Annotated in this window: 19 protein-coding genes; 6 read left to right on the top strand and 13 right to left on the bottom strand. The window is 37.9% G+C overall.

Annotation, left to right across the window (positions count from 1 at the left end):
- Window positions 1–49: 49 nt before the first annotated feature.
- Window positions 50–985 (bottom strand): hypothetical protein, encoded by a 936-nt coding sequence (locus H4J56_RS12655; protein ID WP_182259424.1) that lies wholly within the window; start codon window positions 983–985, stop codon window positions 50–52.
- A 365-nt stretch (window positions 986–1,350) separates the two neighbouring features.
- On the opposite strand from H4J56_RS12655, the gene H4J56_RS12650 reads away from it, so the two are divergent.
- Both H4J56_RS12650 and H4J56_RS12645 read left to right on the top strand, forming a co-directional pair.
- Window positions 1,351–4,878 (top strand): M36 family metallopeptidase, encoded by a 3,528-nt coding sequence (locus H4J56_RS12650; RefSeq protein WP_182259423.1) that lies wholly within the window; start codon window positions 1,351–1,353, stop codon window positions 4,876–4,878.
- A 620-nt stretch (window positions 4,879–5,498) separates the two neighbouring features.
- Window positions 5,499–5,663, top strand: a complete 165-nt coding sequence (locus H4J56_RS12645) for a PEP-CTERM sorting domain-containing protein (RefSeq protein WP_259368193.1) — start codon at window positions 5,499–5,501, stop codon at window positions 5,661–5,663.
- Between the two features lie 441 nt (window positions 5,664–6,104).
- On the opposite strand, the gene H4J56_RS12640 is transcribed toward H4J56_RS12645, so the two are convergent.
- A complete protein-coding gene (locus H4J56_RS12640) occupies window positions 6,105–8,171 on the bottom strand; it encodes a S8 family serine peptidase (RefSeq protein WP_182259422.1) in 2,067 nt (688 codons plus the stop codon).
- A gap of 320 nt (window positions 8,172–8,491) precedes the next feature.
- On the bottom strand, window positions 8,492–8,800 hold the full coding sequence (locus H4J56_RS12635; protein ID WP_182259421.1) for a hypothetical protein: 309 nt from the start codon (window positions 8,798–8,800) through the stop codon (window positions 8,492–8,494).
- Between the two features lie 367 nt (window positions 8,801–9,167).
- Between H4J56_RS12635 and H4J56_RS12630 the strand changes: the two genes are divergently transcribed.
- Window positions 9,168–10,781, top strand: coding sequence for a TonB-dependent siderophore receptor (locus tag H4J56_RS12630; RefSeq protein WP_182259420.1), 1,614 nt, complete (start codon window positions 9,168–9,170; stop codon window positions 10,779–10,781).
- Window positions 10,782–11,168: 387 nt separating this feature from the next.
- On the opposite strand, the gene H4J56_RS12625 is transcribed toward H4J56_RS12630, so the two are convergent.
- From H4J56_RS12625 to H4J56_RS12585, 9 genes are all read right to left on the bottom strand, one after another.
- Window positions 11,169–11,549, bottom strand: a complete 381-nt coding sequence (locus tag H4J56_RS12625; protein ID WP_182216019.1) for an STAS/SEC14 domain-containing protein — start codon at window positions 11,547–11,549, stop codon at window positions 11,169–11,171.
- A 124-nt stretch (window positions 11,550–11,673) separates the two neighbouring features.
- On the bottom strand, window positions 11,674–15,027 hold the full coding sequence (locus H4J56_RS19735) for a complex I subunit 5 family protein (RefSeq protein WP_182259419.1): 3,354 nt from the start codon (window positions 15,025–15,027) through the stop codon (window positions 11,674–11,676).
- Between the two features lie 37 nt (window positions 15,028–15,064).
- Window positions 15,065–16,558 carry a complex I subunit 5 family protein gene (locus H4J56_RS12615; RefSeq protein WP_182222038.1) on the bottom strand — a complete coding sequence of 498 codons (1,494 nt, stop codon included), beginning with the start codon at window positions 16,556–16,558 and terminating at the stop codon, window positions 15,065–15,067.
- Window positions 16,521–16,880, bottom strand: a complete 360-nt coding sequence (locus H4J56_RS12610; protein WP_182216014.1) for an NADH-quinone oxidoreductase subunit K — start codon at window positions 16,878–16,880, stop codon at window positions 16,521–16,523. The genes H4J56_RS12615 and H4J56_RS12610 overlap by 38 nt, the downstream gene beginning before the upstream one ends.
- Window positions 16,880–17,563 (bottom strand): Na(+)/H(+) antiporter subunit B, encoded by a 684-nt coding sequence (locus H4J56_RS12605; protein WP_182243382.1) that lies wholly within the window; start codon window positions 17,561–17,563, stop codon window positions 16,880–16,882. The genes H4J56_RS12610 and H4J56_RS12605 overlap by 1 nt, the downstream gene beginning before the upstream one ends.
- On the bottom strand, window positions 17,560–17,835 hold the full coding sequence (locus H4J56_RS12600) for a DUF4040 domain-containing protein (protein ID WP_070373665.1): 276 nt from the start codon (window positions 17,833–17,835) through the stop codon (window positions 17,560–17,562). The genes H4J56_RS12605 and H4J56_RS12600 overlap by 4 nt, the downstream gene beginning before the upstream one ends.
- A complete protein-coding gene (gene mnhG, locus H4J56_RS12595) occupies window positions 17,832–18,158 on the bottom strand; it encodes a monovalent cation/H(+) antiporter subunit G (protein WP_182259418.1) in 327 nt (108 codons plus the stop codon). Before mnhG ends, H4J56_RS12600 begins: the two co-directional genes overlap by 4 nt.
- Window positions 18,148–18,444, bottom strand: a complete 297-nt coding sequence (locus H4J56_RS12590; RefSeq protein WP_182243378.1) for a monovalent cation/H+ antiporter complex subunit F — start codon at window positions 18,442–18,444, stop codon at window positions 18,148–18,150. The genes mnhG and H4J56_RS12590 overlap by 11 nt, the downstream gene beginning before the upstream one ends.
- The gene (locus H4J56_RS12585) at window positions 18,444–18,968 is read right to left on the bottom strand and encodes a Na+/H+ antiporter subunit E (RefSeq protein WP_182259417.1); all 525 of its coding nucleotides are present in this window, start codon (window positions 18,966–18,968) and stop codon (window positions 18,444–18,446) included. The genes H4J56_RS12590 and H4J56_RS12585 overlap by 1 nt, the downstream gene beginning before the upstream one ends.
- A gap of 146 nt (window positions 18,969–19,114) precedes the next feature.
- On the opposite strand from H4J56_RS12585, the gene H4J56_RS12580 reads away from it, so the two are divergent.
- Window positions 19,115–20,071: a calcium/sodium antiporter gene (locus H4J56_RS12580; protein ID WP_182222040.1), complete on the top strand. Its 957-nt coding sequence runs from the start codon at window positions 19,115–19,117 to the stop codon at window positions 20,069–20,071.
- Window positions 20,072–20,152: 81 nt separating this feature from the next.
- Here H4J56_RS12580 and cspD read toward each other — a convergent pair whose 3' ends face one another.
- Entirely contained in the window at window positions 20,153–20,380 is a 228-nt protein-coding gene (gene cspD, locus H4J56_RS12575; protein ID WP_070373660.1) for a cold shock domain-containing protein CspD, read from the bottom strand.
- A gap of 200 nt (window positions 20,381–20,580) precedes the next feature.
- Between cspD and clpS the strand changes: the two genes are divergently transcribed.
- Together clpS and clpA are read left to right on the top strand one after the other, a co-directional pair.
- Entirely contained in the window at window positions 20,581–20,901 is a 321-nt protein-coding gene (gene clpS, locus H4J56_RS12570) for an ATP-dependent Clp protease adapter ClpS (RefSeq protein ID WP_070373659.1), read from the top strand.
- Between the two features lie 28 nt (window positions 20,902–20,929).
- Window positions 20,930–23,179: an ATP-dependent Clp protease ATP-binding subunit ClpA gene (gene clpA, locus H4J56_RS12565; protein ID WP_182259416.1), complete on the top strand. Its 2,250-nt coding sequence runs from the start codon at window positions 20,930–20,932 to the stop codon at window positions 23,177–23,179.
- Window positions 23,180–23,183: the final 4 nt, after the last annotated feature.

The following is a 23,183-nucleotide window of genomic DNA, read 5'->3' as shown; positions in this document are numbered from 1 at the left end:
ATAGGATGCGCCAGGGTCACTGGCGCATTTAACAAGTTAGTCAGTAAAATTACAAGCCAATAGCTAAGTCGCTTGCCAAAGTGCTTACCACTTCAGCGGCAGTTGCTGCAGCAATCTCAGCGTTAACCTGCTCAGTAACTACTCGACTAATTTGGCTATTCACGTCTTGAGTGATAACACTTTGCGTATCGCTGGTAATTGAATTAACAATATTGGCATTAATACTTTGCTCTAATACTTGTGTGGTTTGTGCTGTTGCATCTGCAGCGGCAATGTTTTGCAAATCTTCTGAAAGATCTCCTGACAAACTCTGCGACAGTTGCGAGGTGCCAGTTAAAGAGGTGGCGGTATCTAACGCATTAGCATTTTGTAAGCCTCCTGACATATTTTCAAACATGCCTTGCGATAAACTCTGCGACAGCTGCGACGTATTAGCAAAAGACGTTTGGCTATCAAGGTTGGACGCCCTAGCAACATCTTCAGATTCAGCTAAGTCTTCATCAGGTGTCGTTTCATTCTCTTGGGGAATATCATTTTCTGGAAGCTCTGTTGTGCTTACTTGGTTCAGTGATTGGCTCAACGTGGCCGCAACACCAGCGGTTATATTGACAGTGCTTCCCATATTATTTGTTAGGGTCGCAACCATCTGATTATTGCTATCAAAAGCTTTAGCGCTTGTTGCATTAATGCCATTACTGACTTGCTGCTCTGTTGGTTCGCTTTTCGCTGGTTCACTTGGAGCAGAGGCTTGCGGATTGTTGTCTGCGTTATTAGCCGTAACTTGTGTATTACTCGTTGCGGAATTGTCTGAATGTGCCGACATTTGTGCTGAATTATCAGTGCTATCAATTCCTTGAGATAATTGAGTATTCTGATTAACTTGGGCGTCTTGATTAATTTGAATAGTGTTTGCTTGTGCAACACTTACCCAACAACTTAATCCGCTTACTACCAATACTTTTGCAATTTTATTTAATGAAGTCATGTTTGCTTCCTCTAAGGTTTGTTTATGTTAATGACACTTAGATAACGGATGATGTGAGATGTTTATTCCAAGTTTATTTAAATAAAAACACAAATTTAAAGTCTCTGTTTTTTTAAGTTTATATTTCAATGCTTTAAGTGATTTTTTATTTTACCTTATTCTTCTACATAGATAAGCAGTAATAACACTGGGGGTTAATACCTAGCGTAAAAGAGGGTAATACCTGATTATTTTTTGTCTGAGAAATGGGCACCCTAGCTAAGTAAATAATTTTCTTACCCATAAAGTGTCCATGAAAGCGAATGATGTTGACTTATATGTTTAATTATCATGCTCAAGGTCACAAATAATAAAAGGTGATTACAATGAAGAATACATTAATATCAAGTGCCATTGCTTTTGCATTGACTGTTCCGCTAAGCGTTATATCTAGTCAAGTTCATGCATCAACAAGCGGTATCATTACTGGTAGTAATACTGCCAATAAAATCTTAAATTTTGACGTTGCTGGTGTACCAAACGTTAATCAAATTCAAGATACTGGCCTAAATACCTTAATGAGTTTAAGCGCTAATCAGGCTCAAGCCATCAGTCACTTTCAAGCAGCTAATCCAAACGCACAGGTAAATATCAATCAAGCGACAGGGACTGTTGATGCTATTACCGGCATGACTGTTAAAACGGCGGGTACCTCTGTTGAGAATATGGCGCGTAATTTCATTACCGACAATCAGCAAATTTTTGAAGGTTTAAGCAATGACCAATTGAAATATAATCCTAATCGCTCTAAAGCAGCATTAGGTGGACAAGTTGTTCGTTTCGATCAAATTCTCGATGGTATTCTTGTTGATGGCAATGGTTTAGGTGTTGTTATTGATGGTAACAACAACGTTCGCGCCATTATGGGTCCTTATCAAAAAGCCCTTACAGTAGCGGGTCAACCGGGATTGTCTGCTGATGATGCGGTGTTAATGGCAACGCGTAATCTTGTACAATTCCAAAAAAATATCCCCGCAGAGGCTATGTCAATACTAACCCCTGCCTATGAATTAATAGCAGCAGAGTTAGGTGTGTTTAAAACACCGATACCAGAGCTACGCATAGTGCAAACGGCTGATAGCCATAGTTTAGTTTGGCAGTTTTATTACTACTCAACGAATCCTTTTGGCGTATTTAAATACATGGTTGATGCACAAACCGGTGAGATAGTTTACCGTGAAGATCAAGTGCGCACGGCCGAAGAGCCACAACCAACCGATCAATTTGCTGATTATTTTCCGACTTTCCCACCGATCACTAAAGAATTACAAGACTCTTGTGAAATTGTTGATGCAGATGGCGGTTTAACGGGCACACCTGAAGGGTTATTGCGCATTAAATTAAGAAAATTTGATGAAACTAACCGAGTAACAGGTGTTGGCAGTGTATTAACGGGTACTAATGCACTTATTCTTAATGCTTCATCGAGCAAATTGCCATTCGCTCAAGCGGCTTTAGGCACTTATTATTTTGACCAAGACGCTGCACCTCTTTATGGCCGCGTTAATGAAAAAGATCATACTGCTGAGCCTGCACAGCAATTCGACGGTATTAGTCAATTCATATATATCACTAACTTAATGGAATATTTAGACTATTTACACAAAGATGGTGACGATGTTCATGCTAGAGGGTTTGGCAGTGGTAGTTTTCCTGATCAATACCCTAATGAGTCAACGCCTTTAGTAGGTGTCGTTCATATACCTAACGTGTTTATGGCACTAGAAGCTCAAGATATAGACTTTAGTGATCCTGAGCTTTTAAATAAAATAGTAAACTTAGATAATGCTTTTGCTATACCACTTACACAAGAAATTGGTGGTCAGGAAGTGGTTGTTAACCCAACATTTTATGGTCATGGTTATTACTTTAACAACTTAGCAATAGATTTTAGTGTACCAATGCACGAAGGTACGCATGCGACTATCACACCTATTGCTGGCTTTGAAGGTAGCCCTGAAGGTGGCGCCTTGAACGAAGGGCAAGCCGATTTATGGGCTTATACTATAGGTGAAACACCTGATTTAGGTAGTTACCCAGTTGCAGGTTGTGGGTTAAGAGACTTATTACGCGAAAATGGTACAGATCCTGATTCTTTTGAATATATTCGAAGTGGCCAAAGCCAATTACGTTATTCACAATTAGGCACACGCGATGACGACTTTGAAGTACACAGAGATGGCGAAATATATGCCGGCGCGATGTGGGACTTACGAGAAATTATGCTAGAGATGTATCCAGCTAACGACTTTGCTCGCCCAGATCCAACAACGGGTGAAGCAACACAGTTAACCAGTTTAGGTAAAGAAACGTGGGAACGTATTTTCCTTGGCTCTATGTATGTTTTAGGTGTTAGTGCGCCAGATACCTTTGTTAAAGCGCGAGATGCGGCATTAACAGCTGACGCTATGCTATATCCAACTGACTCTGTTGATGCTAAATCTCTAGGTCAACATCATGCTATTATTGAACGTGTATTTGCCGCTCGTGAATTGGGATTAAACGCTTCAGCTCCATTAGGTGGTGTGCAGATGATTTCAACAGCGGTAAGTGAATTTACTGCGGATCAAGAAGCACCAGCTGCACCACAAAATATTGTTGCAACGATTACCACACCAGACACGATTGAAGTGACTTGGAATGAAGTAGATAATGCCATTGGCTATCAAATATTAAAGCGTAAAGGTGGCAGTCCAGCTCGTTTATTCGCTGGTGTACCGGGTCGTGAATATGTCGACGGCGATATAGAAAACAATGGCTATACCCATGTAGAGTTTGTATCAAATGCTAGTTACAGTGATAAAGGTCAAGGCTTTGGTCGTGGCGCTGGTCAAGGTATTGATGCTTATGATTATCAATATGTTGTTCGTGCTATTGAAGTTAACGCTTCGGGTCAAGTTGGTTTTTCTGACTTATCAGGCACGGCGATGACTCAGTTAAAAACAACGGATATTACTGATAACATTGAATATAAATTCAGTAATTATTTAGTACCTGATGGTCAGGTTAGTATTGATTATACGTTAACAAATACAGGTGACGTGGATTTATTTGGCCCTATCAACTTTAATATTGTTTCGATTAATAACACTAGAGTGACTTTGGATAATGCTGATAATGGTGGTACTGGCCAAGATGGAGATACCGCAACGTTTACGTATAACGAATCTTTAGCACCAGGAATGGATTCTTCTGCTCGTACTTATGTATTTAACAACCCAAGGTTTGAACAGTTTACCTTTACGGCTGAAGTGTTCGCTAAAGTACTAATGCCATCACAAGCGGCTAATGGTAGTCAAGCACCTGTTGATAAATCACCAAGTGCTGATCGTACCGTGGTTTATCATAATATCTCTGAGCATAAAGGCTTAGTTGCTATTGGCACTACAGACGTAGAAGTTGCTGACGGTGTTGATTATGTTGATGTGGTCTTTACAGCAGAGACAAGTGCACAAAGTATTGTTGCAACCTTAACAGCAGATACTGAAGTGGGGGGAGCCTATCCAGATTTGGATTTCTCAATGCTCGACAGTGAAGGTAAAGTCATGGTTACTTCTGGTAACTTAGGCCCTTCAGAGCAGGTAGGTAGTACGGTTGTTGGTGGTGAAAGCTACACCTTGCGTGTTAAAGGTTATGCCAATGGTCCAACTCAATTTACTATTGTGCTAGACCAAATGGTACTAAATGAATCAGATGCGAGTACCGAAGCAAGTACTGCTGATTCTGCTGTAGGTTCTGTGGAATTAGTTGAGTTTGTAGTAAACCCAGCTAATGGCACGATTATGGTCGTTGAACCTGACGATGTGAAGTCAGTAACTGCTGCGCCAATGATGGGTACAACAGCAACACTTTAATTATTTACTAAAAAAAGTAATAGCCCACTTAGTGATATAAGTGGGCTTTTTTTTGTTTTTTTTTGCTAAAAGTGTTTTCCACCCACCAAAAAAATATCTTATTAGTGAGCAATCAACGAGAAGAGAAGGTACAAATATACGTATTGAATAAATAGTGCATCCATTATTTAATTATCCATCCTGATGGTCAAGTGGCTACTACCTTTAAGCAGAATTGTTAAGTTAAACAAGCTGCACTTTCTTTGTTATATTTACCCACCCTATATTGCTCTATATCATTGAAAATGATCGTTTCAATTTATTATTTTCACTACTAATTTTTGATGAAATCGATAAAGTGGCTTTGGTAGGCAATTTTTTACAAAGTCTGGTATACAAAACGGGCACCCGATGTATTTGCACTAGTAGTTAATCTTGAGTGCAACGTTTGGCGGAAACGCTAACGCCGGAATAATTACTCTTTCAACTATTGCTATGTTGTGGAGTCAAGTTGGAAATGGCGTAGCTATTGGATTTATTAATTTTACTCCATTAAGTGGTTATTTTTATTGCGAAAGTTCACATTGCTGGCAATAGAGGCAGGGACGACTGATTTTTCGGTAGTGGTAAATTAATTTACCTTGAGTGACCCATTTGATATGTTCGCTGTTGCAACGCCTGTTAACGCTGATGTATTGGGTCAAGTATCAGCATCAGTAACCGATGTTCCAGAGCCGTCTACATTAGCAATATTTGCGTTAGGGCTGATGGGATTAATGACGAGGTCTTTAAAGAAAAAATCTTAATTTAGGTTTTAATCTTTGATTATAAAAGCGCTAATCGTCATGGTTAGCGCTTTTTTTAACCGTTATTTAATTGGTGTTAGTGATAAAAATCCGTAAACTTTTGTCAGCTGAAGTTATAATCAAATTAAAGGTCTTAACGCTCATTTTATTGGACACCGATGGTATTACGCTATTAATTGCTAACATTCATCTTTATGTGAGTATCAAAAAACTTTTTTGATACTCATCTAGTGCATTACAACGTATCGCTTTTTTGGCTTTAGTGATTGTTAAAGGTAGTGACTCTACTGTCTTATTTGTGCAAGAAACGCTAAACGAGAAAGTAGCATTGATGATTACTGACTAGGTTGAAAAAAATAGAGAAAATAAATAAAAATTAGCCATAAAAAAAGCCGCTAGGTTTATCTAGCGGCTTAATAATTAATAATTAATAATTAATAATTAATCATTAGTTTCAAGTTTTGATGTTGTTACTGCAATCGTATAGTCAGTAGCTACTGAAATATAACCATTAACGCGAAGCGTATAAAGTCCGCCGCTAGTTGGGCGAAAGTTAATTTCTTCTGGGTTATCTAAAGAAGCGCTGTTAGCGACAACTTCACCCGCTTCGTTAAGCAAGTCAAAATCTAAATCTGCAACACCTGACCAGGTTAACACAGCATTAAGCATAGAAACGTTGTCTGTCAGCTGTATATCATGGTCTGATACTTCCATATTTTCATATGATGGGCCAACTGAACCGGCAAAGTTACTGTCTGTTTTTATAATGACTGCAGCTGAGTCGACTAATTGACCGTCGAGTAAAATACCGTCAAATGAAACTGTACCGTTAACGCGTTTAAGACTTATGCTATGAACGCTATCGGTAGATAAATCTCTAAATGCAACGGTTTTAACTTGACGTTGAGGTGAATAATAATCTAATAAACCTTGGCTTTTACCATCAAGAAATAATTCGGCATGACCTTTTCTATTATTAGTTATATATTTTAATTGAACACTATCACCAATGAAATCAAAGCTAATTTGCGCGTTTCTACGTCGTGTTTGCTTAAAAGTGCCATCTGACGATAAGGTACTATTTTTTACAGCCCAACGTTTTTTGTAATTAATATTGTTATCAGTTTCAGAAACTTCAGACCAAACGCCTTGGCTTGACCAGCCAGTTTGTCCGTTGATAAAGTCTGCTCTTTCACCGGTAGTAACTCTGGCCAAATCTACAGCCGCTTTTACGTTAATATGACCCGCACCCACTTGATGAACTTTATAACCCGGCATTTCATCTGCGCTGTCTTTTAAAATTTGTTCAACTTGATCGGGTGATAACAGTGGATTCACTTCCAACAATAAACCGACCACACCAGCAACAAATGGTGTCGCCATTGACGTACCACTCATACTTGCGTAGTACAGGTGATATTCTGGATGTGCAGGGTCGATAATAGGACCTGCAGCGCCCAATGGCGTGTTAAGTGCTCGTGTTGATACAATCGCGCTACCTGGCGCAGTAATATCAGGTGTTTTAATCCAGTCACCTTCAACGCCTCGGCTTGAAAAATCAGCTAATTGACGGTCTGTTGTGCCAGCAGCAACGTTAATAACCCATGGGGCAATTGCATATTGATTAAGGGTATTGTCATCTGGGCCACTATTAGAAGCGGCAAATGTCACTACGATGCCTTTTTTGTAAGCTTGATAAGAAGCTTGATTGGTTGGATTATTTGGATCAAAGCTTGCGCCGTCACCTCCACCCCAACTGTTAGTTATTACATCTATGCTATAACGTTCGCTATTAGCAATTGCATAATCAAAGCCAGCAATAGCATAAAGAATTGAAATCGCTTCACCAGCTCCTAGACCCACCAAAGTTGCTTTTGGGGCGATGCCTGCCTGGTAAAAACTTCTACGTTCATCATCTCTTGATGCATCACCGCTACCGGCAACCGTGCCGCCAACATGTGTACCGTGTCCTGAACTCGTATCCGAATTTGGCACACCTTCTAAAAATAAGTTCTTACCACCAGCAAAATCAAGATCACCAGCAATTTTAACATTTTGGATAGTTTTTTCACCGAGTAATAAATCAGGGTGTGTTGCATCAACACCTGAATCTAGTACTGCAATCGTTGAACCTTCACCATAAACACCATAATCGTCATGTACTAGATGACCACTGGTAATTTCGCCAGAGTTATAGTTGTAATATTCTAAAGGCGCATCAAAATAAATACTCTTAACCCGTGAGTCTTTAGCTAAGCTATTGATTTGGCTTCGAGTTAAAGAAGTTCCTGCCATAGGTAATACTTTTAACGCTAAATAAGGAACGTTTAAAGTTGCCATAACATTATCGAGTTCATTGTAATGGTGAGTTGAAACAATCACTTTAGTACTTTGAACTAAAGTGGGTAATAACGTTTGTAATTTTGAGCCAATAAGCGCATCAGCATTAACATTAAATGTGGTCGCAGCAAGTACACTAACCGATAGTGCCAAAAGTGTCTTTTTCATTTTCTTATACCTTTTGAATGATTATAATTTTGAATGATTTTAATTTCATTAACTTAGCTACTGTGCATAATTTTTTTGAGCGTTATAATCGGGAAGAACCCCTAGGTCACTTTGATAAAACTACTTAGCAATGACTTTAACTGGCTTAAAGGGGAGTGATGAAATAATAATGGTGACTTATATATCGGTCAGGCTTGATAAAATTAATACCTACAAATTAATGAAAGTCATAATAATTCATTGAGTTAAAATGGGGCTTGTCGAATGAATAAATGCAGGGAACTACTTATGGAAATTTTCAAAAACTATGAGTTTAATCGTTAAGCTGTTTTATTACCTTGTTGTCGATTTGATTTCTTAGTTGATAAATGAACACAGCTACTTTTTTTATTTGGACATCGCTTGGTATATTTATTTTTTCTATTCTTATGGGGATTTTTACGTTTCGCTATAAAATCAATAGTTAATCCGTTACCTATTTGATAAATTCCAGAGTTAAATGCTTTAGTCTGTTGAATTAAAGGGAGTAACGAAAATTGTGATGTTGAACTAATAAATACACCTGTATTGGTATTAATTATTTTTATAATCAATACACTAATAATCATAACAGCAATTTTATTTCTCATGACTTTATTTCTTTTAACGTTTTATACCACCAATCTACTGTGTACTATTTAGTTTGACGCTATAATCCGGAAGAACCCCTAGCTGAGATTGATAAAATCACTTAGCCATATTTTGATTAACCTGCTGCTAATATCTTGCATGGGGTATACCATAAGCTAGCGTGGTAATTTTCAATTAAATCATTGGTTTCACTTTATGATTTTCACTAGGGTGAACCGCTTTATTTGGGTGATATATACCCTAATCAGTTTGGTTTTTTTAGGGAAACCCTCTAAACTTTCAAGTAAAGTAAACGTAGAGACACTTTAGATGATAATACGGTTAAGCGGTCTGGCTTTAGTCATTAATTTTTGTCAACGAGTTGGTTTGATATCATTATTTTTATTTGCTGGCATAAGCTCTGCTGAAACGAGCTTTGAAAAACAACCATCTATTTTTGAACTGTCACTAGCAGAGCTGTTAAACGTGAGGGTTGATGTTGCTTCTTATACTTCAGAACGGATTATTCAAACCCCTGCTATAGTTTCCCGCTATGATCAAAATGATTTAACCTTGATGGGTATTAAAAGCCTAAAAGATATGTTGTCGTTTATCCCTGGCTTTGTTCTCCAAGAAAACCGAGCGGGGGGCACGCCCGTAATGATCAGAGGTATAGTGGAAGCCTTTAACCAAAAAATCCTATTTTTAGTGGATGATGTTCCTTATTGGATGCCATCACATTCTGAAATACCGCTCTTAGGTATTCCCATCGAGGCTATTAGCCATGTCGAAGTTATAAGGGGACCTGGTGCTATTTATTATGGTACCAATGCTTCTGCTGGTGTTATTAAAATTGTCACTAAACAAAAAGCGAGCAACAGCCTAGCCGTAAATTATGACTCTAATCAAAAACTCAATGTTGGCGGTTATTACTTTCACGCTTTTAATGATGACTCTCATTTTTCATTAGGGGTTGAGTCTCAAAAAGATAACGGTTTTACCAGTTACTTCGAGGGCACGCCGCAACCCCCTTCATTTCCAAAGGGTACACCAGACTTTGATCATATTGTTATAACAGAAGAAATGACCTCTGTGCTAGCACGCTTTCGCTATTATAATTTTAATATCAACTTTCAAACGTTCGAATCAATGACCAATGATACTGACGAACCAACCCCTTTGAGCATCGCGACACAAAGAGAGCATAAGGGATATTTATTGCATATGGATAAAAGTTGGCAGTTTGCACACGCCAATCTGCAAGTTTACAGTGAATATAATCAATTTTACTTACAATTTGTCTCACGAAATGTACTTAGTTTGGGTAATGACGGAGGGTTTCGCTTTGATAATAATGGTGACGACAATACTCGTTGGCGTACTGGAGTTACTTTTGATTATCATTGGAATAATCATTTAACGCTAAATAGCGGTATGGAGTTTGAAAAACGTCGCATTGAAAATTACAATTTATATAGTGTCGCTACAAACCGCAATATATTAAGGTTAATTGAATCACAAGCAGTTGAAGAAAATGCATTATTTGGTCAAATAGATTACCAATACCAGCAATGGCGGTTTCTTATTGGCGGCCGCTACACGAATAACAGCAAAAGTGGTGATAGAGTCACTCCGCGAGTTTCAACGGTTTACCAAATTGATAATCATCAATCAATAAAACTGCTTTACTCGGTTGGTTTTAACTCACCTAACTTTACCCAATTGTTTATTAATATTCCTGGCACGATAGAAGGCAATCCTAATTTAAGAGCTGAACTTGTTAAAACTACCGATCTGGCTTATTCGTATGAAAAAGATAATACGTTGTTTGTTGCTAACGCTTATTTGTTGAAAGCAGATGATTTTATTCAAAGAGGTTTCAGTAACAATCTGGTCAGTTTTTTTAATTCAGGCAGTTTTGATCGAAGTGGTATTGAATTGGATTATCAACGTGTTTTAAAAAGCTACACGTTATTTGCTAATTTTTCTTATAGCCACTAAGGAAACAGGGAAATATCTGATGATAAATTAGCTGCAATTGTCCCCAGGTTTATCACAGCTTTTGGTCTATCATATCCTTGGGATACGCGACAAACTTTGGGATTTTCATTACGCACGATCAGCAAGCGAAATAAAGCGCAAGCCTCATATTTACTTAATGCGAATTATAATTATAAAACCGAGCGATATTCGTTGTTCTTTACAGTAAAAAACTTACTGGGGGAAAAGATTGTTTATCCAGATACTCAAAATTTTGTAGCAGAACACTTAATTGAAGGTGATAATAATATAAATCTGTCGTTATCACTAAAATATTTATTTTAGTGTACGACAACTCAGTTACAACTTATCTTGAATTTCAAATAAAAACTAAACAAACACTTTGTATTAAATCTGTTTGTTTAACCAAACTAATGCATCGTCTTCATTATCAAAATACTCTATATTTTGAACCGCTTTGGAGGGCACCCATTGTTGGTCAATACTTTTTATTACCTGCGAAGTAATAACGATAGCTTTTGCTACCATATTTTGACCATTGAGCCACTCATTAAACTTATTAGAGATATTAAATGCGTCTGGCGTAGCACCATCCAAGTTTGAAAGATCAACAAGTATCAGAAACTTATTTTGATTGAGCGACTTAATTATTGCTGATGTCTTTTGCGAGACTTCTTCAGCACCATACTCATTAAAAGATCCTTTCAACGTTATATGTATAATATTTTCTTTTAAAATTATTGTGTTATCACCATGCTCTATCGTCAATTTGGTACTCCAATAACATAACCATTTATTAGTCGTGTTTAGTTAATAGACTAAAGTCCTGCATTGTAACTGAATTATTGTAAATATCGCTGTTTATCTTTCATTAGACGATGGCACATTACATTTAAACGCTAAACGCTACTAATAATAAAATACAAACACCGATTAAAACGACTGACACATAGGTTGACTGCATATTCAGTGGCATGACTTCCTGAGGTGAGAGCTTTTTATTAATAAAAGATTTCAGTTGAGCCATTAAGCCTAGATCAATAGCTTTCTCTTGCTCAATATTTGCTATTAGCTTTTCGTTTGTTGAGAAAGGCTTATTTATCGCTATTAGCTTGAATGCATCGAGGCTGAAAATTACGCGTCCGTCTAGTTTAAAGGTCACCAGTAATTTATAGACAACAACGGCAAGAAATATCGGGATTAACGATGATATAAAGCTGTTTATGGTCACCAGTGATAATAAACTGGTTAAGGTGTACTTTTCATTAAGTAAATACCAAGGCGCTAACAGCACTAGTAGGGTGTTAACTAGGCAAACAACCAGTAATGGGTATTGAGGTTTACTGTCATGAGCGCTATTTTTCTGACCTTTATAGTAAGCCATATGGATAAAACGGCACATTAATAGTCCGGTAAATAATGCACTGACAATAATTGCATATTTTAAATAAGGTAAGTCACTCAACAAATTTTTGACTTCATTTTTAGCGAAAAAACCACTGGTAAAGGCTGCCCCAACCAAGGATAACGCAGGTAATATCATGGTGATATAAGTCATACCACGTAAATAGACTGGCGTATTACTTTGTTTATTTAATAGTGGCGTAATTCCCACAGATAAAAATAAAGCCGACTTAGCTAACCCGTGATGAATAGCATAAAAAATAATAGCCGTGGTCATTGCATCTCTAAGTGCTGGAAAGACTAATATCACACCAAAACAAGCAGATAATATGCCCATTTGGCTTACCGTAGAATAGGCAAGTACCGCTTTAGGATCCTTTTGACTCATGCCCTTTATTGCCGCATAAAAGGCGCCAAGGGCACCAATGGCAATAGTCAGTAAACCTAACTGAGAGAATGTGGCCAAATCATCTGCTTGAAAAGGGAAAAACTTAAGCCAACCAATCATACCGGCTTTTACCATAAAACCACTTAATAAGGCACTAGCGGGCACCGCAGCAACAGGGTGTGCAAGAGGTAACCAAGAATGGAAACCAAATAAGCCAATTTTTATACCAAAACCAACAATCAGCATCAGTCCCATAAATTGTAATAACGTTGGGCTAACAGTGTGTTGGGTTAAGTCCATATAATTGAGAATACAAAAAGCACTAAAAATAGCAACTTCACCGATAATGACCCACTTTATATAGACATTAGCGGCTGATATTGCGGCGGCTGTTTTATCTCTAATAATGAGCACATAAGACGACAAACTCATAAAAGTAAAAAAGGTCAAAAATCCAAACATGTCTGTGCTCAGTACTAAACCAAAACTACTGGCCATGGCGACACAAAATAACGCCATAAAGTTAGATTTATTATTACCCAAATGAGGATAAAATAAAGCATACGTTGAGCTTAGTAACCATAATAGCCCCGCCAGCAATAGAAAACCTTGGCTGAGCTTATCAAGTGAAAGTTCACTACCAAAAAATAAGAACGGTATGCTTTGAAAATAATATTCAGGTTGTAAGCCTAAATAAATAGCAGGAATGGCGCAAAGTGGCATTAAATAGGTAAGTTTGATAGCTTTGGGGCGTATGATAATTAATGCGGCTAATATCAAGGGTAATATAATAGACCAAACTAACCAGCTTGACATTTGCTGAGGTAAAATCGACGATTGCAAAAGAGTTGTTGTTTGATTAAACCCAATAGATTCAGAGGTTGCGATCAGCTTTGACCAGCTTAATGCACTGTATTGACTATTAGCGAATAATCCCGCCAAAATAGCAAAAGTTATGGTAACAACCGGTGGTAAAAGCATCATCCAATGTGCTTCTAGCGTTGGTTTGTTCTCTACATGGTTTTGATGCTCAGTATGTGGCTCTGCAGGTAATTCTGCGTGTTGGGTAGCATGTACCGGTGTGGATAATTGTCTTGGTAAACTGGCGTGCTCGGTATCTTGATTCTCTTGTGATGGAGCAAGGAACCATGCGCGATAAACCAAAGGTAAGAAATAAATTGCGTTTAATAAACTACTACCCGCTAGCACTGCTATTACCCAAGAATTACCTGTTTCAATAGCGCCAACACCAAGGTACCACTTAGAAACAAAGCCCGCGATTGGCGGTATACCAATCATGCCTAAAATTGCGATGGTAAAAGCAGTCATGGTGATCGGCATTTTTTTAGCAATGCCATTTAACTGGCTAACTTTATAAATGTGATGTGTTTCAGCCAGCAGACCAGCACAAAAGAACATAGTGATTTTCATTAGCCCTTGATGCACTAAATGCATAATAGCGCCAACGGCCGCAATAGGGCCGGCGAGTGCTATGCCTAGCGTTATATATGACACCTGACTAACCGTTGAATAAGCAAGACGCTTTTTTATATCATCTTGATAAATAGCCCTAACCGAACCATAAATAATGGTAAAACATGCAAAGACCAACAGGACTTGTAAAACACCTAAAGAACTTGCTAGGTCGACGCCATACACATCATAAACCACACGTATAATGCCAAAAGCTCCAGCTTTTACTACCGCTACAGCATGCAGTAATGAGCTAACCGGTGCGGGTGCTGCCATTGCACGAGGTAACCAACCATGCAGTGGAAATAAAGCCGCTTTAACGCCTAAACCTATCATCAGCATAACAAAAATAATAGTGATGGTGGTCGGGTCAATATTGGGGGTATTAAGTAAGATATCTGGCGTTGAAAAATCTAAAGCACCCGCGATAGACTTTAACCAGACAACCGCAACCATTAAGATAGCGCCACCGATCATCGTATAACGTAAATAGGTTTTACCAGATTTCAACGAATCGTCATTACCTTTATGAACAATTAATGGGTATGTCGCTAAGGTAAGGAGCTCATAAAAAATTAAAAAAGTAATTAAATTACCCGCTAAAGCGACTCCTAAGGTTGAAAAAACACAGAGACTGAAAAAGCCAAAGAATCGACTTTTGTGTTTCCCTTTCTTAAAGTAACCCACAGCATAAATAGTGGTAAAAAACCATAACACGCCCGATAGTGTCACAAAGGCTAAAGACAGAGCATCAGCTTTGAGTACTAAGTTAATATCAGGTAATAGCGGTAATCTTGTTTCAAATACAGCGCCTTGAGAAACGCCCAAGAGCATTATGCCAATTAAGATAATATTAATTGCCGCACTCGTTAAATTAACAGATGTTCTGAATTTTTCATTTTTCTCATCGATGACCATCATCAAAATGCCGGTACTAAAGGCAACGATTAAAATAATAAGCGGTAGCCAGTCGTTTAACATGCTAATTGTCCTTGAAGCTCATTTACAACATAAATCATTAGTAACTACCCGTAATTAGGTTAGTTAACCACATCGCATTTAAACCAATAATGATGGTAATAACAGAGAGTCCAACTGCACCTAAAAGCTTACTTTCACTGATAGCTAAAACGGTAAGTGAGTTTTCCTGAGTCGGTGTGGTAAACGCCAAATTGAGTACTCTAAATAGATAAGCACTCGCTAATAGGCCGCCAATAAAGAGGGTTAATACCCACCACCATTGTTGAGCTTCTACGGCATTATTCAATAATAACCATTTAGCAATAAAACCTCCGCTTGGCGGCAGCCCAATTAAACTAGCACTGGTTACCGCAAAAACAAAAATACTAATGGGGAGCTGTGATGCTATGCCTTGCAGTTGTGATAATTGATCATGCCCCATCGCTTTTTGAATAACGCCGGCGGCTAAAAACATCGCGGCTTTTGCACAGCCATGGGCAACAATAAAGTAAATGACTGCAGTTCGTGCTAAATCAGGCGTGGTAAACATTAACGGAAATGCAAGAAATAAATAACCAATTTGTGCAACAGTAGAGTAGGCAATTAATTGCTTTAATCTGGGTGAAGTAAAAGCCCGATATGAGCCATAAATGACCGCCATGGCGCCAAATATACCCATTATAGTCACCGCCGTAAATGTAACCACTGGCGCGAGAATTTTAAACCAAAAGGTAAAAAGGATAAAAAATGCGGCTTTAACCACTAAAGCAGACAACATTGCACTTACTGGCGCAGAAGCATTGGAATGGGCTGAAGGTAGCCAAAAGTGTAATGGAAATAAAGCGCATTTCATCATCATACCCAAGGTAATAAGGGCTAACGCTAACTGCATACTGCTATTACTTTCAACTAAATTAGCAACCAGTTGATTGTCGAGAACGCCATAAGTACGATAAATAATAGCCACACCCAATAAATACATTAACGAACCAAACAGGCCAACTAATAGGTATTGAAATGATGCTTGTAGTGCTTGTTGCGTGCCTTGAATAGCAATTAAACTTACTGCAGAAAGCCCCAAGAGCTCGAGCATAATATAAGTATTAAAAATATCAGACGAGATAAAAATACCATTTAAGGCGGTGATTAAAAACCACCATAAAGGCCAGAAGCGGACTTCTTTTTCGTTATCATCAAAATATTGTGTGCTGTAAAATGTGATAGCTAAACCTATTGTCGAGGTCATTAACAGCATAATGGCGCTAAATTCGTTAATCGATAATCTTATGCCTAGTGGCGGCTGCCAGCCACCAATAATTAACTCAATGGCTACGGCTTGTTGTAAAACATAACCCGCTTGTAGAGCACAGATAACCACTAACGTTATCGAGCTAATAACACTGATTAGCCGGCTTAATTTCGTATTACCTGCCACAAAGCAAATAATAGCAATAACCATAGGGAGTATCATTAATGCCGGTAATGAAAAAGTTGTAATGAAATTATTAATCAAATTAACCTCGACCTTGAGTATCATTGCTACTATTTTCATAGACCGACTCTGATTGTGTAGCCGCTTCTTCTTTTTGTACTAATCGCGCAAACTTGGCTATTTTAGAGGCTAAGTTAAGACCTAAAGCGGTACCAGCTGCAGCAACTATTATTCCTGTTAACACCATGGCATGAGGAACAGGGTCAATAGCATTAGGGTAGGTATGCGCAATAGCAAGTAGCAACATAAAAATAGCAATTCCAATGACATTTAGGCCCAATAATTTACGAATAAAGTCGCTATTCAATAAAAATCCTAGCAAGCCAATAGCGAACAATAAAATTGAGCAAAGGGTGTATAAATTAGTTTGGGATAATTCCATTACGCATGCCCTTTGTTAATCGATTCAAAACAAAGAAATAATATTAAGGCAATCGCGAAAGTTGCAAAAAATTCGATCACTAAAATACTGGCACCGGCTAACTCAACAGGAAACGTGAGAAAAGCATGGGACTGCAAATAAAGAAGTAGTATTACAGCAATAAAAGCGATGAGCCCTAACGACATTAACAAGCGATAGCGTAGTTTAGTAAAATCGATAACTTGTACGTTTGCTAATGATAATAAAACTATACAGCCAGCTAGCAAAGCCGAAGCTTGAAAAGCGCCACCGGGCTTTGTTGAACCAATCCACAGTAAATAACCGGCCATAATAATGGTTAAGGGGATAAATACCTTGGCGATCAGTAAGACTTGCGATTCTTCCTGAAGGGTAAAGGTCAAAACAGGGGTATCTAATATGTAGGGTAACACGGCTATCGCCACCACTAAAAAAACAGCAAATTCAATAAAAGTATCGTAAGCACGATAATTTAACAGCACAGCGGTAACGATATTCGTTACACCCGTTTTATCAAGCGAATTTAACGCTAACGCTTGTAGTTCATTGCCATGTGGTGCCTGGTTAAATAAAGCAAAAATGAAAAATGCAGTAAACAGGGTGACTAAAATAATAATGAGCGTTTTTTCAATAACATCACTATTTTTTGCTAAAAATTTTATCAAAAATCACCTCGACCCTTCTTATCTGTGGGCTTATCTATTGATAGTTTGCGCCATGACGCTAGCAACATTGCTCCCGTTAAACCTGCGCCAATGGCTGCTTCAGCGATCGCAACATCAATGGCATTCAACTGGATCCAGCAAAGGGTGATCACCAGTCCAAGACTAATAAATAATACAATGGCGGTGAACGACTGTTTGACTAAGAACATTGAACCGGCAATAACTAAAACGCAAAGACACAATAAGATATCAATCCATAATTCACTATTCATTTGTTATTGTTCCCGTTGTTGTGCTGATTACCATCATGTTCCACCATTTGTCTTCTGCGTTCATGGCGGGCCACTAAATGACAGCTCGTCGCACTTGTCAGTAATAATAATGCCCATACCAAGATGACTTTTATTGCCATAGAAGCACTATTAACTTGTGGTAGTAACCCTAAGGTGATTAAACCTACGCCTAAATTATCAGATTTAGTCAGAGCATGTAGGCGACAAAATACGTCAGGAAAGCGTAATAGTCCTATCGTCCCAGCGATAAAAAATAGGCATCCTAATGACAACATTATGATGGTAAATATATTAGCTATCATGTTTATGATTCTCTGATGGGCTAACGTTGTCGATCGGCTGCTCTGCTAACTTTAAAAAGGCAATGACGGTAATCGATGCTAATAAGGTAAAAACTAAAGCAACGTTAGTGATAACTTCGTTATTTTGTAATACCGAAAAAACAAGAACGATTGTTGTGCCTATAGTGCCAAATAATTGTGCCGCTAACATACGGTTGGCGTTATCAGGGCCAATTAATACTCTGAGCAGCCCAACGATTAAGCAGATTAACAAAATGATAACCACGAAAGTGTAAAAAAAAGTCATTACTTACTCGCTATTTTCGTCGATGAATAATTTTCTTGTGGAGAAATATCTAAATGATAAAGCTCACAAATAGCGAGTTCACATTGATATATATCTTCTAATGAACTGCTGGTAACTGTTAGCACATGAACCAGTACACGGGTAGGCTCTCTAATAACACTTACCGAACCTGGCAATAAGCTAACCACGTTCATAAATAAGTTCATTGGGGAACCAGCCGGTAAATGCTTAATTGAATAGTGAATAAATTCAGGCTGTAATTTCATGTCAACAGAGAATACTCGCACTGCTGTGTCGGTTCCGCCTTTTATCGATTGATAAATGAAAAACCAAATGAATTTAGGTACTTTAGCAATGTTGATGTAAAAAGTGCGATTAGCACTGTCGGTTTTTTCTGACAATTTGGCAGATACAAAAATGCTCATGGGGATAAAAACAACACCAACAAGCAATGAAGCAAAATCACCATCAGTAAGTAAAAACCAAAAGCCGGATAATAACAGGCTGGATATGAAGTAAAACAAGATTTAAGGCTTAATATTTTTATTGATCATAATATTCACAATTATAGAAGTTAACGTCAACAAAGCCTACAAAAAACTGTCATCTTTTTGGTATTTTAAAGATATAATATAGAAAATACTTTTGTTGGATATCTTCAGGCAAATTAATGAATTATATAATGATGATTGCAGGACTGTTGATGTTAATCATTGGCGGTGAACTTCTGATACGTGGAGCCATGTCTGCGGCGAACAAACTTAACGTTTCTCCCTTTTTAAGTGGTTTAGTCATTGTTGGTTTTGGCACCTCCATGCCAGAATTAATCGTTTCAGTAAATGCCATAATGAATAACAATTCAGCTGTGGCATTAGGGAACATCATGGGGAGTAATATAGGTAATATTGGTCTTATTATTGGTACTTGTGGATTAATAGCCCCTTTGGCGTTTAAACAGTCTGCCCTTAAACGTGATGCGATAGTGATGCTAGGTGCTGTTTCTTTACTGATTTTAATAGGGCTAACCGGTTCTTTCTCTATTATTTCTGGTGTGGCGATGATTAGTGCGCTTTTGGCTTATTTAGGTTTCACCATTTACAAAGAGAAAAATCATAATACGGCTTCGCATAAACTCCACCAAGCTGAAGGAAAAGAACTACACACTAAACCTCACAAAACTTGGCTGGTGATATTATCGATTGCATTCGGTTTAGGTTTTCTTATGCTAGGCGCACAATGGTTTGTTACTGGAGCAACGATTATTGCCAAAGCCTTAGGAGTATCTGACGCGCTTATAGGGCTCACTTTAGTTGCTATAGGGACATCACTGCCCGAATTTACTATTTCGGTAATGGCGGTATTAAGAAAACACATGGATGTAGCTGTTGCAAATGTTGTTGGCAGTAACATTTTTAATATTCTGGGTATTCTTGGTGTTTCTTCTTTAATTTCACCCATTTCGTTCCAAGGAAGATTTGCCGAGTTTGATCAGTGGGCTTTATTATTTATTACGTTGGTATTGACTGTGTTCTTATTGTTTGGTCATTCAATAGGCAAACTAAAATCAATCTTTTTACTCTTGTTTTATGTTGCTTATGTTTCGCTTGGGTATCTCTATTTCAATTAGTTACAAGCACGGATAAAAAAATACCTGGTTGCTAGATGAGCAAACAGGTATTTTATTGGATTATTGCAGCGCAATAGAAAATTATTCTTCACCCATAGCTTCAATTTCATCAGGTGTAATACTAGCAGCATGATGGCCTTTGGGGCCTGCATTTAGTTCATAATCAACGTCTTGACCAGCTTTTAATGTACGGTATCCTTCCATTTGGATTGTTGAATAATGCGCGAAAATATCTTCACCACCATCCTCTGGACGAATAAAACCAAACCCTTTTGCATTATTAAACCACTTCACTGTCCCGTGAGCCATACTTCAACTTCCTTCTACATCGGTAATTAGGTATGCTTGCATAAAAGCATTAACATAAATGTATTAATGATTAAAAAATAATCACTAAAGTAAACAGTAGACAAGTTATATAAATAATCAAGTTAATTTTATCAGTTAATTGAATATTTATTTTTTTAAATGTTAAAGCAAAATCACTAGGTACAGACTAATATAAAATTATGAGCAAGTGGAAAGAGTTACTAGATAATCAAGAAGTCCTTGAAGACGAACTTGTAGAGCAATTTGAAAAGCCCCCTATGTATACTGTTGTGTTACTTAACGATGATTATACGCCGATGGATTTTGTCATAGATGTGCTGTGTCGATTTTTTAATATGAACTCAGATAAGGCGACCGACGTAATGTTAGAGATTCATTATAAAGGAAAGGGGCGATGCGGTACTTTTACTGCTGAAATAGCAGAAACAAAAGTTGAACAAGTTAATCAATACGCATTAGAAAATGAGCACCCATTGCAATGTACAATGGAAAAAGCGTGAATTCGCATGGTTTAAAGTGGAGTAGTCTATGCTGAACAAAGATTTAGAAATATCATTAAATATGGCTTTCCGTCAAGCCAAGGACTCCCGTCATGAATTTATGACGGTTGAGCATTTATTATTAGCTTTATTAGATAACCCTTCATCAATCGAAGCGCTTAAAGCCTGTGCTGCCGATATGGGAAAAATACGTAAAGAGTTATTAGATTTTATAGCAGAAACAACGCCAGTGATCCCAGAAGGGGAAATTGAACGTGAAACTCAACCAACGTTAGGTTTTCAGCGTGTGTTACAACGAGCTGTTTTTCATGTGCAATCTTCTGGAAAAAGTGAAGTTAACGGTTCCAACGTACTGGTTGCTATTTTCAGTGAACAAGAATCTCAAGCGGCTTATTTTCTGAAAAAATCAGACATTAGCCGTTTAGACATTGTAAATTTCATTTCTCATGGAATTTCTAAAATAGAACATACGGATTCTCCACAATCTAACGAAGAAGCTCACGTTGAAGAACCCCGTACTATTGAAAACTTTGCTACTAATCTTAACGAAGAAGCGAGAAAAGGGAATATTGACCCGCTAATTGGTCGCGATAGCGAATTAGAACGAACTTTACAGGTGCTAAGTCGTCGTCGTAAGAATAACCCTTTATTTGTTGGTGAAGCAGGGGTGGGTAAAACGGCTATTGCCGAAGGACTTGCCAATTTAGTTATTTCTGACGATGTACCTGAATTCTTAGCTGAAACCACTATTTACTCGCTTGATATGGGCGCTTTATTAGCGGGCACCAAATACCGTGGTGATTTTGAAAAACGTTTTAAAGGCTTATTAAAAGAGTTAGAAGAAGAGGGCAATGCCATTCTATTTATCGATGAAATTCATACGATAATTGGTGCTGGTGCTGCTTCAGGTGGCATGATGGATGCTTCTAATTTAATAAAACCATTATTATCATCAGGAAAACTTCGTTGCATGGGTTCAACGACCTACCAAGAATACCAAAGTGTTTTTGAAAAAGATCGCGCATTAGCGCGCCGTTTTCAAAAAATAGATGTTGTTGAGCCAAGTGTTGATGACACCACTAAAATATTGCATGGTTTAAAAGAAAAATACGAATCACATCACGGTATTCGTTATACCAATAAAGCCTTGCGTGCAGCTGCACAATTGTCGGCTAAATATATCAATGAGCGTTTTCTTCCCGATAAAGCCATTGATGTTATTGATGAAGCGGGTGCAAAACAACAATTAGTTGCTGCTTCGAAGCGTAAAAAAGTAATTAACGACAGTGATATAGAATCTATTGTTGCCAAAATGGCGAGGATCCCTGAAAAGTCAGTTTCATCATCAGAAAAAGACAGTCTTAAGACATTAGACCGTAACTTGAAAATGGTTGTTTTTGGACAAGACCACGCTATTGATGAACTGACTTCAGTAATTCGCTTATCTCGTGCTGGTTTAGGTAATGAACACAAACCTGTTGGTTCGTTCTTATTTGCTGGGCCAACTGGGGTGGGTAAAACAGAAGTAACACAACAATTAGCTAAATCTTTAGGTGTCGAACTATTACGCTACGACATGTCAGAGTACATGGAGAAACATGCGGTAAGCCGTTTAATAGGTGCTCCTCCAGGTTATGTTGGTTATGAGCAAGGCGGTTTATTAACGGATGCAGTAATCAAGCATCCTCATTCTGTGGTCTTGTTAGATGAAATTGAAAAAGCGCATGAAGATGTTTATAACATTTTATTGCAGGTAATGGACCACGGAACATTAACCGATAATAACGGTCGTAAAGCTGATTTTAGAAATATTGTTTTAGTGTTAACAACCAATGCGGGAGCTCATGAAATAACTCGCCAATCTATTGGTTTTAAACAACAAGATCAGTCAATTGATGCAATGGGTGAAATTAATAAAACCTTCTCACCTGAATTTAGAAATCGTTTAGACAATATTGTCTGGTTCAACCATTTAGATGAAGTTGTTATTCAACAAGTGGTTGATAAATTTATTGTTGAACTACAGGCACTACTTGATCAAAAAGGCGTTTCATTAGAATTAACGAAAGACGCTAGAAAATGGTTGGCTGTTAACGGTTATGATAAATCGATGGGCGCTCGACCTATGTCACGTCTAATACAAGAGCACTTAAAGAAACCATTAGCTAATGAATTATTGTTTGGTGATCTAACACACGGTGGCGTGGCGAAAGTTGGTGTCAAAAAAGATAAATTAGTACTCAGTTATATTCAAAAGAAAGAATTGGTTGAGCATTAGCAGC

It is taken from the genome of Colwellia sp. BRX8-4 (assembly GCF_014077345.1).
Lineage (GTDB): Bacteria > Pseudomonadota > Gammaproteobacteria > Enterobacterales > Alteromonadaceae > Colwellia_A.
This window is presented reverse-complemented; position numbering and strand designations above follow the sequence as displayed.